At 65.6% G+C, this 16,485-nt stretch carries 14 protein-coding genes and 1 rRNA gene; 2 read left to right on the top strand and 13 right to left on the bottom strand.

All coding sequences use genetic code 11. The features are described from left to right. Positions 1-1,027, bottom strand: a 16S ribosomal RNA gene (locus tag QF777_11495); the annotation flags it as partial. Positions 1,028-1,594: 567 nt separating this feature from the next. Then, a complete protein-coding gene (gene tyrS / locus QF777_11500; protein ID MDP6912166.1) occupies positions 1,595-2,917 on the bottom strand; it encodes a tyrosine--tRNA ligase in 1,323 nt (440 codons plus the stop codon). A 129-nt stretch (positions 2,918-3,046) separates the two neighbouring features. Between tyrS and QF777_11505 the strand changes: the two genes are divergently transcribed. Further along, positions 3,047-5,758, top strand: coding sequence for a transglycosylase domain-containing protein (locus QF777_11505; GenBank protein MDP6912167.1), 2,712 nt, complete (start codon positions 3,047-3,049; stop codon positions 5,756-5,758). Continuing rightward, complete coding sequence (locus tag QF777_11510; protein ID MDP6912168.1) at positions 5,755-6,294, top strand: hypothetical protein; 540 nt, start codon at positions 5,755-5,757, stop codon at positions 6,292-6,294. The genes QF777_11505 and QF777_11510 overlap by 4 nt, the downstream gene beginning before the upstream one ends. 49 nt (positions 6,295-6,343) lie before the next feature. On the opposite strand, the gene QF777_11515 is transcribed toward QF777_11510, so the two are convergent. The 11 genes from QF777_11515 to QF777_11565 all read right to left on the bottom strand — a co-directional run. Further along, complete coding sequence (locus tag QF777_11515; GenBank protein ID MDP6912169.1) at positions 6,344-6,952, bottom strand: NUDIX hydrolase; 609 nt, start codon at positions 6,950-6,952, stop codon at positions 6,344-6,346. After that, a complete protein-coding gene (locus tag QF777_11520; GenBank protein ID MDP6912170.1) occupies positions 6,949-7,332 on the bottom strand; it encodes a thioesterase family protein in 384 nt (127 codons plus the stop codon). Before QF777_11520 ends, QF777_11515 begins: the two co-directional genes overlap by 4 nt. Positions 7,333-7,334: 2 nt before the next feature. Continuing rightward, the gene (gene argH, locus QF777_11525; GenBank protein ID MDP6912171.1) at positions 7,335-8,717 is read right to left on the bottom strand and encodes an argininosuccinate lyase; all 1,383 of its coding nucleotides are present in this window, start codon (positions 8,715-8,717) and stop codon (positions 7,335-7,337) included. Positions 8,718-8,722: 5 nt separating this feature from the next. Next, positions 8,723-9,955: an argininosuccinate synthase gene (locus QF777_11530; GenBank protein MDP6912172.1), complete on the bottom strand. Its 1,233-nt coding sequence runs from the start codon at positions 9,953-9,955 to the stop codon at positions 8,723-8,725. A 78-nt stretch (positions 9,956-10,033) separates the two neighbouring features. Beyond that, complete coding sequence (gene argR, locus QF777_11535) at positions 10,034-10,501, bottom strand: arginine repressor (GenBank protein MDP6912173.1); 468 nt, start codon at positions 10,499-10,501, stop codon at positions 10,034-10,036. After that, positions 10,498-11,412 (bottom strand): ornithine carbamoyltransferase, encoded by a 915-nt coding sequence (argF, locus tag QF777_11540; protein ID MDP6912174.1) that lies wholly within the window; start codon positions 11,410-11,412, stop codon positions 10,498-10,500. The genes argR and argF overlap by 4 nt, the downstream gene beginning before the upstream one ends. Beyond that, positions 11,412-12,671: an acetylornithine transaminase gene (locus QF777_11545; GenBank protein MDP6912175.1), complete on the bottom strand. Its 1,260-nt coding sequence runs from the start codon at positions 12,669-12,671 to the stop codon at positions 11,412-11,414. The genes argF and QF777_11545 overlap by 1 nt, the downstream gene beginning before the upstream one ends. Beyond that, positions 12,668-13,633: an acetylglutamate kinase gene (gene argB / locus QF777_11550; protein ID MDP6912176.1), complete on the bottom strand. Its 966-nt coding sequence runs from the start codon at positions 13,631-13,633 to the stop codon at positions 12,668-12,670. Before argB ends, QF777_11545 begins: the two co-directional genes overlap by 4 nt. Further along, entirely contained in the window at positions 13,630-14,808 is a 1,179-nt protein-coding gene (argJ, locus tag QF777_11555) for a bifunctional glutamate N-acetyltransferase/amino-acid acetyltransferase ArgJ (GenBank protein ID MDP6912177.1), read from the bottom strand. The genes argB and argJ overlap by 4 nt, the downstream gene beginning before the upstream one ends. Further along, on the bottom strand, positions 14,805-15,851 hold the full coding sequence (gene argC, locus QF777_11560; protein ID MDP6912178.1) for an N-acetyl-gamma-glutamyl-phosphate reductase: 1,047 nt from the start codon (positions 15,849-15,851) through the stop codon (positions 14,805-14,807). Before argC ends, argJ begins: the two co-directional genes overlap by 4 nt. Positions 15,852-15,955: 104 nt before the next feature. Then, on the bottom strand, positions 15,956-16,485 hold a 530-nt coding region (locus QF777_11565; protein ID MDP6912179.1), incomplete at its 5' end, for a hypothetical protein.

Raw genomic sequence — 16,485 nt, forward strand, 5'->3', positions numbered from 1 at the left:
GCACCACCTGTGTAGAGCCCCTAAGGACACCATATCTCTATGGCTTTTCTCTACATGTCAAACCCAGGTAAGGTTCTTCGCGTTGCCTCGAATTAAGCAACATGCTCCGCCGCTTGTGCGGGCCCCCGTCAATTCCTTTGAGTTTTAGCCTTGCGGCCGTACTCCCCAGGCGGGGCACTTAATGCGTTAGCTACGGCACGGAATCTGTTAGTTAGATCCCACACCTAGTGCCCAACGTTTACGGCGTGGACTACCAGGGTATCTAATCCTGTTCGCTCCCCACGCTTTCGCTCCTCAGCGTCAGTACCGGCCCAGAGTGCTGCCTTCGCTGTCGGTGTTCCTCCTGATATCTGCGCATTTCACCGCTACACCAGGAATTCCACACTCCTCTACCGGACTCAAGTCACAGCAGTATCGAGTGGCCTCTTGAGGTTGAGCCTCAAGTTTTCACACCCGACTTACTGAACCGCCTACGAGCTCTTTACGCCCAATAAATCCGGACAACGCTCGCCCCCTACGTGTTACCGCGGCTGCTGGCACGTAGTTGGCCGGGGCTTCTTCTGCAGGTACCGTCATTTTCGTCCCTGCTGAAAGAGGTTTACAACCCGAAAGCCTTCATCCCTCACGCGGCGTGGCTGCGTCAGGCTTTCGCCCATTGCGCAAGATTCCCCACTGCTGCCTCCCGTAGGAGTCTGGGCCGTGTCTCAGTCCCAGTGTGGCTGATCGTCCTCTCAGACCAGCTACCCGTCGATGCCTTGGTGAGCCGTTACCTCACCAACTAGCTGATAGGCCGCGAGACCCTCCCGAAGCGCCGGAGCATTTCCTCACCTGGCCATGCGACCTGGTGGGGATATCCGGTATTAGCCCGAGTTTCCTCGGGTTATTCCAGTCTTCGGGGCAGGTTCCTCACGTGTTACTCACCCGTTCGCCACTCACTCATGTGACCCGAAGGTCGAGTGCGTTCGACTTGCATGTGTTAGGCCCGCCGCCAGCGTTCGTCCTGAGCCAGGATCAAACTCTCCGTCGAAATCTCAAGCAGGGGTCGCCGAAGCGTTCCTGCCGTCGAATCATTGGTGCGACAGCTCCCGAAGGTGCTGCCGACGCGAGTTTGAGGTCGAGCGGGACACCAATCCCGTCCGACCTGGCACAGGGCAAGGGTGGTCGACCGAAGTCGTCCACCGTTGTCCGTACTCAGTGCTATTGAAATTGTTCAGGGTCTGTCCAGAGACAACTCGCGATCGTCTGTGGACAGCCCGCACTGGCTTTTTCGTCCTCTATCCCGTTTTCAAGGAGCACCTGGAGACCAGAGGGTCTCCCGGCACACGCCAATCACACAGGACGGATCCTGGTGGAGGCGGTGGTGCCCTCAACCCGACACAGAGATTCGATCCAATCGGACCTGCCGCTGGGCGGGTGCTCACGCTAAGGCGGTAGTGCCGCTCCATCAAGAGCGACTCCGTTACCCGTGAGCAGAGAAACACTATCCATCTGGCAGAGGCGCCCCAACCCGCCGCCCTACCTTTCTACCCTTTTCCGCGGTCAGGCAATGACGAGCGGCACCCCGCCCGAGCCGGACGATCGCGTACCCCGGACCTCAGACAGTGGGCCCGTCTGCCGGTCCGTCACCGGGGCCTTCGATAAGGAGGAGGTGTCGTTGACGCTTGCCCTTCTGCAGCAGGACGAACCGCCCGCCGACTACCGCCTCGTCAGGCAACGCCGTTACCTCGGTGCCCACTCGCTGACCGTTCACACGAACACCGCCCCCGGCAATGGTTCGCCGAGCATCGCCGCGTGACGAACAGAGGCCAGTTGCCTCGAGTGCATCGACCAGGGACTCTCCGCCAACCAACGTGCCAGCTCCCACAGAGGTCTCGGGGACGATCCCCCGAAGCGCATCAAGGACCGCTGCGGTGGGCGCCTCCGAGCCGAACAGGCCCGTGGCCGCCAGACGAGCCCGTTCCGTGGCGTCGGACCCGTGGACCAGATTGCACACCTCGTCGGCCAGGCGGTTCTGGGCCAGTCGTTGCTCTGGAGCCGACGCGTGCTCAGCCATCACCGCAGCCACATCGTCAACCGCCACAAGGGTCAACTGCAGGAGGAAACGCTCCACGTCCTGGTCGTCAACATTCACGAAGTACTGGTGCAGTTCGTAAGGCAGCGTCCGAGCGGGGTCCAACCAGACCGCACCATCGTCGGTCTTGCCGAACTTCGCCCCGTCGGCCCTCGTCACCAGGGGAACGGTCAACCCGTGAGCCGGCGCTCCGACGCGTCGGCGAATGAGGTCGATCCCGGCGGTGATGTTGCCCCACTGGTCCGAGCCACCGACCTGCAACTCGCATCCGTGGCGAGCGTGGAGTTCGTAGAAGTCGTTGGCCTGCAACAACATGTAGCTGAACTCGGTGAAGGAGATCCCCTGATCGCCAGCCAGACGGGCTCGTACCGACTCCTTTCCCAGCATTGTCCCGACGGTGACGTGCTTACCGACGTCTCGGAGGAACTCCAGTACGCCGACGCCCTCGGTCCAGTCGCGGTTGTCGACCAGCAAGGCAGACGCATCGCCGGGCAGCAGGTCACCCTCGAACCGGAGGAACGAGCGGAGCTGGACTGCCACCGCATCGACGTTGTGGTTGAGGGTCGGGCCGTCCAGGAGGTTGCGCTCAGCAGACCGACCGCTGGGATCACCCACCATGCCGGTGGCCCCGCCGGCCAGAGCGATCGGGCGATGGCCCGCATCCTGGAACCGGCGCAACAGGAGTAGGGGCACCAGGTGTCCGATGTGGAGGCTGTCAGCCGTCGGATCGAATCCGCAGTAGAGGGTGACCGGACCCTCGCCCAGCCGGCGACGCAGGTCGTCGATGTCGGTACTGTCCCGGATCAGTCCGCGGGCAGCCAGGTCGTCGAGGATCGTCGTACTCATGCCCCCAGTATGGGGCCTGTGGCCCACCGGCCGGAGGTCCATTCGAAGATGACGCTCCAACCCGACCGGAAGGCGAGACGACCGTCGTCCTGACGCCCCACGGTCGCCCCGCCGGGCCAGACTGGCCTGATGTCAAGGCATCCGACCTGCAGCGAGCGTGCCCGTCGCTCCGTCGGACTCAAACTGGTCTGTTCGTTGGTCGCCACGGCGATCCTTTCCACTTCGTGCTACAAGTACGAGACACGCGAGTTTGAGATCACCATTCCCGAACAGGCCGAATCGTCGGTGGTCGTTGCCCGCGACGGCCGCCCCATCACCACCCTCGTAGCCCCAGAGAACCGGACCAGCGCCCGCACCCTGTTCGAAATCCCCCGGATGGTCCGTGACGCCGTCATCGCCATCGAAGACGAACGGTTCTACGTCCACGATGGCATCGACCTGAAGGCCATCATCCGGGCCGCACGGACAAACCTGGAAGCTGGCGGTATCAGCCAAGGCGGCTCGACCATCACCCAGCAGTACGTGAAGCTGGCCATCATCCGTAATGCCGAACAGACAGCCAGCCGAAAACTCGAGGAACTCTGGTACGCCACCCGTCTCGAGGACCAGTACAGCAAGAACTTCATCCTGTTGCAGTACCTCAACACCGTGTACCTGGGTCACGGCGCGTACGGGGTTAAGGCAGCGGCCCAGACGTACTTCAACAAGGACATCACCCAGGTGAACCTGGCCGAGGCGGCCATGATCGCCGGAATCATCCAGCTCCCCGGGCGCTACAACCCGTACCTCAACTACTCCAAGAGCCTGCGACGCAGCCACCTGGTGCTCGACCGAATGCTGGCCAACGAGTTCATCACCGAAGAACAGCACACGGAAGCCATGGCCAACCCGCCGCGCCTCGAGGAGTACTCGGCCCGCCTCGAGACCCGCTATCCCGCCGGTCACTTCGTCGAGGAGGTCCGTCGGTGGTTCCTGGACAATCCGGCGTTCGGAGCCAGCCGCGGTGTCCGGGAACGGTTGCTGTTCGAAGGTGGCCTCCGCATCGAGACCACGGTCGACCTCGATCTGCAACGCTCCGCCGAAGCTGCCGTGGAGGCCCACCTCCCTGCCAATCAGGGCCACCCGGACGCGGCGGTCGTGGTGCTAGAGACGGGAACCGGCCAGGTGCTGGCCATGGTCGGTGGCCGGGATTTCTTCGCCACCGACAGCGACGCCAAGGTCAACCTGGCCGTCGGCTCCGGCCGACAGGTCGGCTCATCGATGAAGCCTGTCGCCCTGGCCGCCGCCCTGGAAGCCGGATGGCAGGCCACGGCCACCTACCCGGCACCCAATGTTTTGGAGTTCGAGATCGCCGGGGCCGACGAGGACAACAAGGTCTGGAGGGTCACGGGAGGCGTGGGCGGCCATGACGCAACCGAGGCCCGTTTCGAACACGGCCTCCAGGCCCTCCTCCAGTTCTGGATGCGCGAGGACCACACCGACGTACCGGCCGAGCATGTCGAGACGATCCGCGTCGAGAAGGAACGTGACGGCGAGACCGAGGTGACCTACGAAGCCGTGGACCTCACACAGTGGGTGGCCAACCGACGATGGGACTTCGACCGGGAGCGCCTGTTCGCCGACCGGATCGAGATGCTGGAGGCGATCCCGACCTGGACATGGGAACCGCCCGACGGGCAGGCCCTCGTCCCACCAGTCGACGCCGAAGAGGTGACCCTCATCCGAGCCACCCGAAGTTCGTTGAACACCGTCTTCGCCCAGTTGAGCGTCGAGATGGGCTCCCAACGGACCGTCAACATGGCCCGGCGACTCGGCATCCGGTCCCCCATCCAGAACGTCAACTCCAATGTGCTCGGGACCTCCAACACCACCATGCTGGACATGGCCACCGCGTACCACACGTTCGCCAACCGGGGGGTCTCGATCGCTCCCAGCTACGTCACCCGGGTGGCGCGGGCCGACGGCACCACCCTCTGGTCGTGGACCCGTACCCAAACCCGGGTATTGGATGCCCGTCTGGCCGACCAGGTGTCGTGGATCCTTGAGGGAACCATCGACCAGGGCACAGGCTGGCGGGCGCAACTGGAGGGCCGGCCCGCTGCCGGTAAAACGGGAACCACCCAGAACTATGCCGACGCCGTCTTCGCCGGCTACACCCCACAACGCACCACCGCGGTGTGGGTTGGTTTCCCCGAGGCCCAGATCCCCATGATTCCACCGACCACGGACCGAAAGGTCTACGGAGGGACCTACCCGGCCATGATCTGGAAGGACGTCATGGAAGCCGCCCACTTCGGTCTTCCCAGCGAGGACTTCCCCGCCTTCTCCCCGGTCAACACCGTGTTCGTCGCTCCGCGCCCGCTTGCCCCAGAAGAGCCAGCAGTTGACCTCGCTGCGACGACGACTGTGCCGGCGGGCCATCTGGCCACGCCGGAGCTGGCTGGGCTGACCCTGGACAACGCAAGAGCCATGCTGGCCGAGGCTGACCACGGCATCTGGATCGCCGAGATCCGCGAGGTTGAGGTGTCGGGCACTGAGGCGGGCACCATCATCGGCCAAGAACCGGCTATCGGATCGACCATTGAGATGGGTAGCACGATGCTCGTTGAGGTGGCCGTCGAACCACCGGTGCTCGATGGAGTGAACGTTCCCGATGTCACTTACCGGCTCTTCTCCGAGGCTCGACCAACCCTCGAGGCCCTCGGTCTGGGCTTCTCGGTCATCGTGGTGGCTGACCCCGACAAACCCGAATGGGAGCCAGGGCTCATCTGGTCCCAGGAACCCGCACCTGGCACCGTGGTCAACCCGGGCGCGGTCCTCGAGTTGCGGGTGACTCCGTGACCGTGTTGACCGCGACCAAGCCATCTCCGACCGGACGAGCCAAAATGGCCCTCCGGATCTTCCTGACCGTCCTCGTGGTGGCCATGGGCGTCCTCTGGTTCTACGCCTTCTTCCTCGCCCCATCGGGCAACCCCGACCGGATGGAAGACCGGTCCTGGCCGGAGACCGCTCAGGTGCTCTGTCTAGATGCCCACGTCGATCTAGCCCTCCTCCCCACCGCCCGTCAGGCCGACACCCCGGCGGAGCGGGCCGGCGATCTCGACGAGGCCACGGTGATCGTCCGGCGACTGGTCGACGACCTCGGTCGGATCCCCGGTGGCACGGCCCACGACCGATCACTGGTCGCACTGTGGTTGGCCGACTGGGAGATCTACCTAACTGACCGGGTCAACCACGCCGAGCGACTCCGAACAGAGGGAGATGTGAAACCCCTGCTTACCGCCCTCCCCAGTGGCGCGGGCAGCGTGCTGGAACGTATGAACGGTTTCGCCCGGGCGAACGACTTCGAGGCCTGCCTCGACCCCGGAGACATGTAGGGAGACCCCGGAGACATGTAGGGATTCTGGAACCCCCGGGACCCGACGCTCAGATCTCGAGTTCCTCGAGGCGGCTCAGGGCCCGGTCAGCGAGACGGATGAGTCCGGGATCTGCTCCCATGCCCACCAGATCCCCCCGGTCCACCCATTTGAGCGCCTCCGACTCATGGTTGCCCACCGGCACCGAACCCGGAGGCGCCACTACCAGATAGCGGATGTCATGGTGCTCGTGAGGGTCCTCAGACGGTGGATCGACCATGTGCACGTCGAGATCCACTGGTGGCTCCACTAGTCGGAGCCCGGAAATTCCCGTCTCCTCGACCGCCTCTCGTAGTGCCACGCGGGCCAGGTCGCCGTCGCCGTCGGCGTGGCCACCCGGCTGCAACCAACGCTGCAGCTTGGTGTGGAACAGCACGAGGATTCGGTTGTCCGACGGATCTACGACAAGGGCCGAGCCGGTCAGGTGGCCTGGTCGACAGCTCCGGGATAGGGCGTCGGGGTGCGAGGCCAGCAGATTCAGAATGCGGTCTCGATCCGGGCCGGCCGGGCCGGCCGCCACGACGTCCGTCAGGTCGGGGGTAGACCGCCCGGCCATCTCGCTGATCCCGGCGGTGGCTCCCCCGAACAACCCCGGATCGACTTCCCGTTGGCCGCTCACCCGCCCAGGTGGGTGCGGATGGCTTGCGGCGGGGGCATTGGCACGTGGTCGCCCACAGACACCCCGACGTAGTACACGGTGGCGGTCAGCACCAGGTGGTCTTCCACTCGGGCTTCGAAGGCCATATCGAACGAGGTGGTCCCCCAGCGGGCCACCTCAGCCGTGACCACCAGGTCGTCGTGGACGCCCGCCGGCCCGTGCCAGGTCAGATCGGCCCGCCGCAGCATTATCTCCCAGCCTGTCTCTTCGAAGTTCCCATCAAAGGCGCGAAGCCAGGTGTCGGAGACGTCGTCTAGGTAAGCCAGGTAGTGAGCGTTGAACACCACGCCCTGAGCATCGACCTCGCCATATCGGACTCGGATGGTCTGTGTGTAGCTCACGGTCAGGCCAACAAACGGGTCCGTTGGGCAGCCAGCTGCTCAGAGAACCGGTCCCTTTGTATGGCCACCGGTCCTGGTCCGGCGCCCCCTGGCGTGGTCCGCCGCCGAACGGCGGTACCCGGATCCAGTAGGTCAGCCGCCTCGGGGCCCAGCCGCTCGTCGGCGGCTACCAGATCGGCTAGCGAGCCCTCGCCGGCCAGGGCGGCCCGGACTAGCGCTCCGACCACGGCGTGGGCGTCCCTAAATGGCATGCCTGCGGCCACCAGGTGCTCGGCCAGGTCGATGGCTGCCGCGTACGGGCTATCGGCCGCCTCGGCCATGCGGTCTGTATGGAAGACCAGCGTGGACACCATGCCGTCCAGGGCCAGCAGCGTGAGCCGGATGGTGTCGCAAGCATCGAACAGCGGTTCCTTGTCCTCCTGCAAGTCCTTGTTGTAGGCCAGCGGGAGTCCCTTCAAGCTGGTCAGGAGGCCAGTTAGGTGCCCGACGAGGCGTCCAGCCTTGCCACGGGCCAACTCAGCGATGTCAGGGTTCTTCTTCTGGGGAAGCATGGAGGAGCCGGTCGAGAAGGCGTCGTCGAGGTCGACGAAGCCGAATTCGTCTGTGGACCACAGGACCAACTCCTCACCGATCCGTGACAGGTGGACCCCAAGCAGGGCGAGGGCGAACAGCGCCTCGGCCACGAAGTCCCGGTCGCTCACCGCATCCAACGAGTTCTCAAACCGGGCAGCGAAGCCCAGATCGGCCGCCACGCTGTCGGGGTCAAGGGGCAGCGAGGACCCAGCCAGGGCTCCGGCCCCCAGCGGGGAGACGTCGGCCCGGTCCCGGGCGTCCAGGAGCCGGTCCACGTCCCGGGAAAGTGCCCACCCGTGGGCGAGCAGTTGGTGGGCCAGAAGGACCGGCTGGGCCTGCTGGAGGTGGGTGTAGCCAGGCAGGTACGCCTCGCCGGCGTCGTCGGCCCGGGAGGCCAGCGTGTCCTGGAACGAGGTAACTAGGGCGGATAGGTCGGTCAACTCCCGCAGGGTCCAAAGCCGCAGGTCGGTGGCCACCTGGTCGTTTCGGCTCCGACCAGTGTGGAGTCGGGCCCCCGCCTCTCCAGCCAGTTCGGTGACCCGCCGTTCGACCGCGGTGTGGATGTCCTCGTCGGACACCACGAAGGTGAACGATCCGTCGGATAGCTCGGCCTCGGTGGTGTCCAACGCCTCGAGCACCGAATCAGCATCAGTCGCCGACATCAGCCCCACCCGGGCCAGCATCCGGACGTGGGCCCGCGAACCGTCCACGTCCTCACGGAACATCCGCCGGTCGAAGGCCAGGCTGTTGTTCAAAGCCTGCAGAGCCTCGCTGGGCCCGCCTTCGAAACGACCGTGCCACAGGGTTGCCACGCCGCTCAGCCCCCCGTCCGGGCAGCCCGCCGGGCCACCGTCCGCAACCGCAGGGCGTTCAACTTGATGAAGCCCTCAGCATCGGCCTGATCGTAGGCACCCTCATCCTCCTCGAACGTGGCGATGGCCTCGTCGAACAGCGTGTCAGCCGACTCGCGGCCCACCACCTCGATGTTGCCCTTGTAGAGCCGCAGCCTCACCCGGCCGTTCACGAAGGCCTGGCTGTGGTCGATCGCCACCTGGAGCATCTCCCGTTCAGGACTGAACCAGAATCCGTCGTAGACCAGCTCCGCATAGCGGGGCATTAGCTCGTCCTTGAGGTGGGCCATCCCCCGGTCCAGGGTGATCGACTCGATGGCCCGATGGGCCTTGAGCATGATCGTGCCGCCAGGCGTCTCATAGGCACCCCTTGACTTCATTCCCACGAACCGGTTCTCGACAATGTCGGTCCGGCCGATGCCGTTGGCGCCGCCGACCTGGTTCAGTTTGACCAACACCGTGGCCGGCGACATGGCGACACCATCGAGGGCCACCACGTCACCACCCTCGTAGGTCAGGTCTAGGTAGGTGGCTTCGTTGGGCGCCATCTCCGGGCTGACCGACCACCGCCACATCTCACTGGGCGGCTCGGTCCACGGATCCTCCAGCGGGCCGCCCTCGTACGAGATGTGGAGCAGGTTGGCGTCCATGGAGAAGGGCGACTTGGTCCCCCGCTTCATCTCGACCGGGATGTCGTGCTTCTCGGCGTAGTCCAGCAAGCTCTGCCGGGACCCGAGGTCCCACTCCCGCCACGGGGCGATGACCCGGATGTCGGGCCGCAGGGCGTAGGCCCCCAGTTCGAACCGGACCTGGTCGTTGCCCTTGCCTGTGGCTCCGTGACTGATGGCATCGGCTCCGGTCGCGTCGGCGATCTCGACCAGCCTCTTGGCGATCAGTGGCCGGGCGATCGACGTGCCCAGTAGGTACTCGCCCTCGTACAGGGCGTTGGCCCGGAACATCGGGAACACGAAGTCCCGGACGAACTCCTCCCGGAGGTCCTCGATATAGATCTCGGACACACCCATAGCCTCGGCCTTGGTCCGTGCCGGTTCGAGTTCCTCGCCCTGACCCAGGTCAGCGGTGAAGGTCACGACCTCGCAGTCGTACTCCTCCTCCAACCATCGGAGGATGATCGAGGTGTCCAGGCCGCCTGAATAGGCCAGCACGACCTTGTCGACGCCCGTCCTGTTGCTGCTCACGTTCGTTTCTCGCTTCCGTCTTTCATTCTTGTCTCTTGTACTTGTCTCTGATCTTCGTGCTCACTGGCGTCGGCCGGGTCAGGCCTGGAGGCCAGCCAGTTCCCGCAACCGGTCGGCCAACTCCGCTCCGGTTATGCCCTCTGCGGCGACCACCATCAGCGTGTCGTCACCGGCCACCGTGCCGATGGACCCCTCGAGACCGGTCCGGTCGAGCGCTGAAGCCACCACATGAGCCGAGCCGGGCGGCGTCCGAAGAACCACGAGGTTGCCCGACGAGAACACGTCGACCACCCATTCGCCGAGTACTCGCCGTAGCTGATCGGCCGGTACCACCCGGTCGGCCGGATGCTCGGGTATGGCGTACACGCTGTCACCACCAGGCACTCGCACCTTGATGGCCCCGAGATCGTCGAGGTCGCGCGACACCGTGGCCTGGGTCGAGGCGATGCCCTCGCCGGCCAGGAGCCCGACCAGTTGCTCCTGGCTGCTGACCGGATGGTCGCCCAGCAGCCGGGCCACCCGGTGCTGCCGCTGGTGCTTGCTCATTGCGTACCCCCGTCGCCCAGGAGGTAGGCCAGCAGACCCCGGGCAGCGTGCATCCGGTTGGCCGCCTGGGGCCAGACCCGGCTGGCCGGACCGTCTACCACGCCGTTGGTGACCTCCTCGCCCCGATGGGCTGGGAGGCAGTGCAGGAAGAGGGCCTGCGGGCCTGCGACCTCCATCAGGTTCTCGTCGATCCGGAAGGCCTCGAAGTCCTTGTGACGGCGGGCCGACTCAGCCTCCTGCCCCATCGACGTCCACACGTCGGTGTAGACAGCGTCCACGCCGGCCACCGCCTCGGCAACCCGCTCGGTCTCGGTGAACAAAACGCCGGCCGCCGCCAACCGGTCCCGGTCCACCGCTGTCAACCGATAGCCCGGAGGGCCAGCGAACCGGACCTCGATGCCCAGCATCCCGCAGGCCAGGGCCAGCGACCGGAAGACGTTGTTGCCGTCACCCACGTAGGCAATGGACCGCCCGGCCAACGCCTCCGAGGATCCCCCACCGAGTTCGTCGGTCAGGGTCAGGACGTCAGCCAACGCCTGGAGCGGATGGGCGGCGTCGGACAACATGTTGACCACTGGGACCACGTCCTGGCCAGCCATTCGCTCGACGGTCACGTGGTCGAATACCCGGGCACCGATGCAGGCGTGGTACGAAGCCAGAGTCCGGGTTACGTCCTCCACCGACTCCCGCACATCCATCCCCACCTCGGCAGCCTGAATGTGGACGGGGTGGCCACCCAGTTGGAAGACAGCCATCTCCATGGAGTTCCGGGTCCGGGCCGACGGCTTCTCAAACACCAGCGCCATGCCTTTCCCAGCTAACACCTGCGGTGGAGTCGGATCGGCAGCAAGGGCCAGAACCCGATGGAGCTCCTCCACGCTCAGGTCGTCGATTTCCAGCAGGTGCCGCATCACGAATGCCCTCCGGATTCAGTGGTCCCATCGTCGGAGGCGGAGCCCTCAGCCAACACACTGGCCAAGATCCCCACGCCCTCGACCAGTTCATCGCTTGAGATGGTCATCGGCGGGGCCAGCCGCAACGCCGTCGGAGTCACCCCGTTGACGATTAACCCTGCGGCCAGGCATGCGCGGGCCACCTCGCCGGCCGTTCGTCCCGCGAGGGCCACCGCATCCAGTTCGACACCCAGCAGCAGGCCGAGGCCCCGGACCGATGACACTCCGGGGATCGCCTCGAGAAGGACAGTGAGTTCCGCACCCCGCTCGCGGGCCTTCCGGGGGGCGTCCATTTCCTCCATGATCCGGAGGACCTCGCGTGCACCGGCGGCAGCCAGGGGCTGGCCGGCGAAGGTCGACCCGTGGTCACCCGGTCCGAAGGCGGCCGCCACGTCGGCGGTGGCCCACACGGCGCCGATCGGCACCCCGTTGCCCAGTCCCTTGGCCATGGTCACCACGTCGGGGGCGATGCCCGCATGTTGGAAGCCGAACCATTCGCCCGTACGACCGAGGCCTGTCTGGACCTCGTCAATGATCAGCAGCATCCCCCGCTCGTCACACAGCCGCCGGACGCCCTGCAGGAAAGTCATATCGGCCGGATTGACCCCGCCTTCGCCCTGCAGCGGCTCAAGCAGGATGGCCCCCACCTCAGGCGCCAGGGCGGCCTCGACGGCCGCCAGGTCGTTCCACGCGGCGTGTCGGAACCCCTCGGGGATCGGCTGGAAGGGCTCATGCTTCTCGGGCTGGCCGGTGGCCGCCAAGGTGGCCATCGTCCGGCCGTGGAACGACCGGAAGGCAGCTACCACACCGTGACGTCCCCGACCGTGGAACTTCCGGGCCAGCTTCAGGGCGGCCTCGTTGGCCTCGGCACCCGAGTTCTGGAACAGGATCCGACCGGACCCACCGGCTGGATCAACTTCTGAACCAGTACCTGACCGGATCAACCGGTCGAGCCGCTCGGCTACCTCCAACTGGGGTTCGGTGATGAAGAGGTTGGACACGTGCAGCAGCGTCGAGGCCTGATCAGCCAGAGCGGCGGCCACCCGGGGATGGGCATGGCCTAGACCGGTCACCGCCAGCCCACACAGGAAGTCGAGGTACCGGTTGCCGGCATCGTCGAACAATTCGGTGCCCGAACCCCGTACGAAGGTGACCGGTGGGACGCCGTAGTTGCCCATGAGCACGTCAGACCACCGCTCAGTGGGAGTGGCGGTCATGATCCGTCCACCCCGTCATCAGGGACGCCCACGCCATGACCGTCGGCCGCCACCCCGCCATCCGGCAGGACCATGGTGCCGATTCCCAGGTCGGTGAAGAGTTCAAGCAGCACCACATGGGGGATCCGACCGTCAACCATGTGGGCCGAGCCCACACCGGCTTCCACGGCGTCCACGCACGCCTGCACCTTGGGGATCATTCCCCCGCTGATCATGCCGTCCGCGGTCAAGGCAGCCAGACCGGTGAGGTCGACTCGAGAAATCCTCGACGATGGGTCGTCCACATCGGCTAGCAGGCCTTCCACGTCGGTCAGGTAGAGGATCCGTTCTGCGCCCAGCGCACCAGCCAGGGCAGCGGCCACCGTGTCGGCATTGATGTTGTAGGCCTGCCCGGTCAAGTCGGCGCCGATGGTCGAAACCACCGGGATCAGGTCCTCGGCCAGTAGCCGTTGGATGATGGCCGGGTTGACCGACTCAACATCGCCGACAAAACCCAGTTCCGGGTTGCGGGCCGATGCCCGAATGAGCCCGGCGTCCTCGCCCGACAGGCCCACGGCCATCGAACCGTGCCGGTTGATGCTGGACACGATGTCCCGATTGACCTTGCCGACCAGCACCATCCGGGCCACGTCGAGGGTCTCGGCATCGGTGACCCGCAGACCCTCCCGGAACTCGGACTTGATTCCCAACCGATCCATGAGGGCCCCGATCTGGGGGCCACCGCCGTGGACGACCACGGGCCGGATCCCCACCGAGTGCATGAGGACGACGTCCTCGGCGAACCGGGCCGCCAGGTTCTCGTCGACCATGGCGTTTCCGCCGAACTTGACCACGATGATCGAGCCGGCGAACCGTTGGATGTAGGGCAGCGTCTCGACGAGCACCGCGGCGCGACGTTCCGGCGAGAAGTCGCTGGTCGAACTGTCGACAGACGGATTACCGGGAATGGGTTCGGTGCTCATGAGGTCCGCATGTTCTCGTCGATGTAGGCGTGGGAAAGGTCGGTGGTGACGATCCACGCGGAGCCGTCACCCTGGCCGAGGTCAACCTCGAGGTCGATCCGACGACAGGCCATGTGGGCGGTCAGGGCATCGGCATCGACGGGCTGCACGGCCTCGTCGGCGTACACCACCTGTCCGCCGTAGGAGATCGAGATAGTGGCCGGATCGAAGGAGATGCCCGCTGCACCCATCTCCGCAGCGATACGTCCCCAGTAGGGATCCTCGCCGTACCAGGAGCACTTCACCAACTGGCAGTTGGCGGTGTCCCGGGCCCCTTTGGCCGCCTCGGCATCGTTGGCCGCTCCGGTCACCGTCAGGAACACCGTCTTGGTCGACCCTTCGGCATCGTCGGCCATCTGAATCGCCAGATCCCGGCAGGCATCGGACAGGGCCAGCCCCAACGTCTCGGTGTCGACCGGTCCCGCGCCACCGGACGCCAGCAGCAGCACGGTGTCGTTCGTGGACTCAGCACCGTCGACGGTCAGACAGTTAAACGACACACCGACGGCGGACTGTAGGAGCTCGGTTGCCGTACCCGCATCGACCTCTGCGTCGGTGGTCAACACGGCCAGCATGGTGGCCATATTGGGCTCCAGCATGGCGGCACCCTTAGCTACCCCACCGACCGTGAACACGCCCCCCGTAGTTGTCGGACCGGTGGCCACCGTGGTCTTAGGCACTTTGTCGGTGGTCATCATGGCCACCGCGGCATCTGGTCCCCCATCGGGGTCCAGGGCGGCAGCTACAGACGGGATGGCCGGGGCGATCCGGTCCATGGGAAGCGGGTAACCAATCCAGCCTGTGGAGCAGACAAGCACCTCGTGCGGAGCGCAGCCCACGGCCTCGGCGGTGAGGACGCACATGGCTTCGGCGTCAGCCCGACCAGCGGCCCCGGTGGCCGCATTGGCGTTGCCACTGTTCAGGATTATGGCGGCTGCCCTGCCTCCGCTGGCCGACAGGTGGTCCCGGCAGACCAGAACGGGTGGGGCCGTCATCCGGTTGGAGGTGAACACCCCGGCTGCCGTGACCGGGATGCCATCTGTGGTGGCCACCATGGCCAGATCGTCGGCCCCTGAAGCCTTAACCCCGCAGGCCATGCCAGCGGCTACGAATCCCGGGACGGAGGTGACGCTCACGGGTAGACCCCGATGGAGGTGAGCCCGGTGGCTTCGTCTAGGCCTAGGGCTGCGTTGGCGCACTGCACGGCCTGGCCCGAGGCGCCCTTCACGAGGTTGTCGATGGCGCACAGCACCACCACCCATCCGGTCCGCGGGTCCACCCGGGCCGTCAGGTGTGCGGCGTTGGATCCGAGGGTGGCCTTGGTAGACGGTGATCGCTCGTCCACCACGATGAACGGTTCGCCGGCGTAGGCCTCGGCCAGGAGGGTTAGGGCCCCGTCGGTGTCCAGGTCACCGGTCGGCCGGGCATAGCAGGTGGCCAGAATGCCTCGGTTCATGGGCGCCAGGTGGGGGGTGAATATGACTGACACGCCGTCCACGGTGGTCCCGTCGGCCCGGGTGCTGAGGACCTGTTCGATCTCCGGGGTATGCCGATGGCCGGCCAGGCCGTAGGCCGTGTAGTCCTCGTCGACCGTGCAGAAGCTGGTGTTGGGCTTCGGGGGCCGACCGGCTCCCGACACGCCGCTGGCCGCGTCGACTACCAGGCCAGCAGGGTCGATGGCACCGGCCCGCACGAAGGGCACTAGGGCCAGCGCCGAGGCGGTGGGATAGCAGCCGGCAGCGGCCACCAACCGGGCACCAGCCAGGTCGGACCGAAAGAGTTCCGGGAGGCCGTAGACGGCTTCGTCTAGCAGGCCTGGTACCTCATGGTCCTCGCCGTACCAGATCGGGTACAGGGTGGCGTCCCGGAGTCGGAAGTCGGCGGCCAAGTCGACAACGTGGCCCACCCGGTCGAGAAGCTCGGGCACCAGAGCCTGGGAGGCCCCGTGGGGCAAGCCCAGGAAGGTCACATCGCACCCGTCGACAGCCGCCGGGTCTGCCGGCGTGTACGACAAGTCCGGATAGTGGGCGGCAAGGCTCGGGTAGAGGTCGGCCACCGCGGTACCGGCCTGGGTCTCTCCGGTGGCGATGGCCACCTCAAAGTCGGGGTGGCCGGCGCACAACCGAAGGAGCTCGGCGCCGGTAAATCCGGAGGCCCCAATGATGGCGATCTTATACATGTCTCAATTATGCTATCTGCTGCATACTAATCCAACATATCTATCCAGATTTCCGCATATCTGCAGGTCAGCGGCAGAATGCCTCATCGTTTGACGTGGCGTCTTTAGTCGTTGTCGGCGTTGATCACACCAACGACGACTGGTTCGAACCCGACAGCCGAAAGGGTCACATCCACCGCCTGGTCGCCATCAGAAAGACCGTCGTTCACGCCGGTCACCACCACCGTCTGGGGCGTATCCCAGTTCGACGCAGTAAACGTCAACGCCGAAGCCAACACCACCGCCTCAGACAGGTCCGAAGACGCCACCGAAACAACCACGTCACCGGCCGGCTCAGACCCCAGAGCAAACGTAAACGAGTCCGAAGAACCCGACTCCGACATCACCGTCGAACCCTCCGACTCCACCAACGACCCGAACCCGACAACACAAGCCGGCAACACGTCCTCGACCTCTTCTTCTTCGACCGGTTCGTCGACGGGTTCTTCGGCAGGTGGTTCCGGGCAGGAATCACCGTTTGAGTCGGACGAGGACGACACGACCAGCTGAGGGCCACCGTCGTTGTCGGCGTTGATCACACCAACGACGACTGGTTCGAACCCGACAGCCGAAAGGGTCACATCCACCGCCTGGT

The sequence above is a fragment of the Acidimicrobiales bacterium genome (assembly GCA_030747595.1).
GTDB lineage: Bacteria > Actinomycetota > Acidimicrobiia > Acidimicrobiales > MedAcidi-G1 > UBA9410.

Excerpts from the sequence above, each read along its gene's own strand:
- argC (MDP6912178.1), bottom strand. The coding sequence starts at position 15,851 with ATGTATAAGATCGCCATCATTGGGGCCTCCGGATTTACCGGCGCCGAG.
- argF (MDP6912174.1), bottom strand. The coding sequence starts at position 11,412 with ATGCGGCACCTGCTGGAAATCGACGACCTGAGCGTGGAGGAGCTCCAT.
- QF777_11505 (MDP6912167.1), top strand. The coding sequence starts at position 3,047 with ATGTCAAGGCATCCGACCTGCAGCGAGCGTGCCCGTCGCTCCGTCGGA.
- tyrS (MDP6912166.1), bottom strand. The coding sequence starts at position 2,917 with ATGAGTACGACGATCCTCGACGACCTGGCTGCCCGCGGACTGATCCGG.
- argB (MDP6912176.1), bottom strand. The coding sequence starts at position 13,633 with ATGAGCACCGAACCCATTCCCGGTAATCCGTCTGTCGACAGTTCGACC.
- argR (MDP6912173.1), bottom strand. The coding sequence starts at position 10,501 with ATGAGCAAGCACCAGCGGCAGCACCGGGTGGCCCGGCTGCTGGGCGAC.
- QF777_11545 (MDP6912175.1), bottom strand. The coding sequence starts at position 12,671 with ATGACCGCCACTCCCACTGAGCGGTGGTCTGACGTGCTCATGGGCAAC.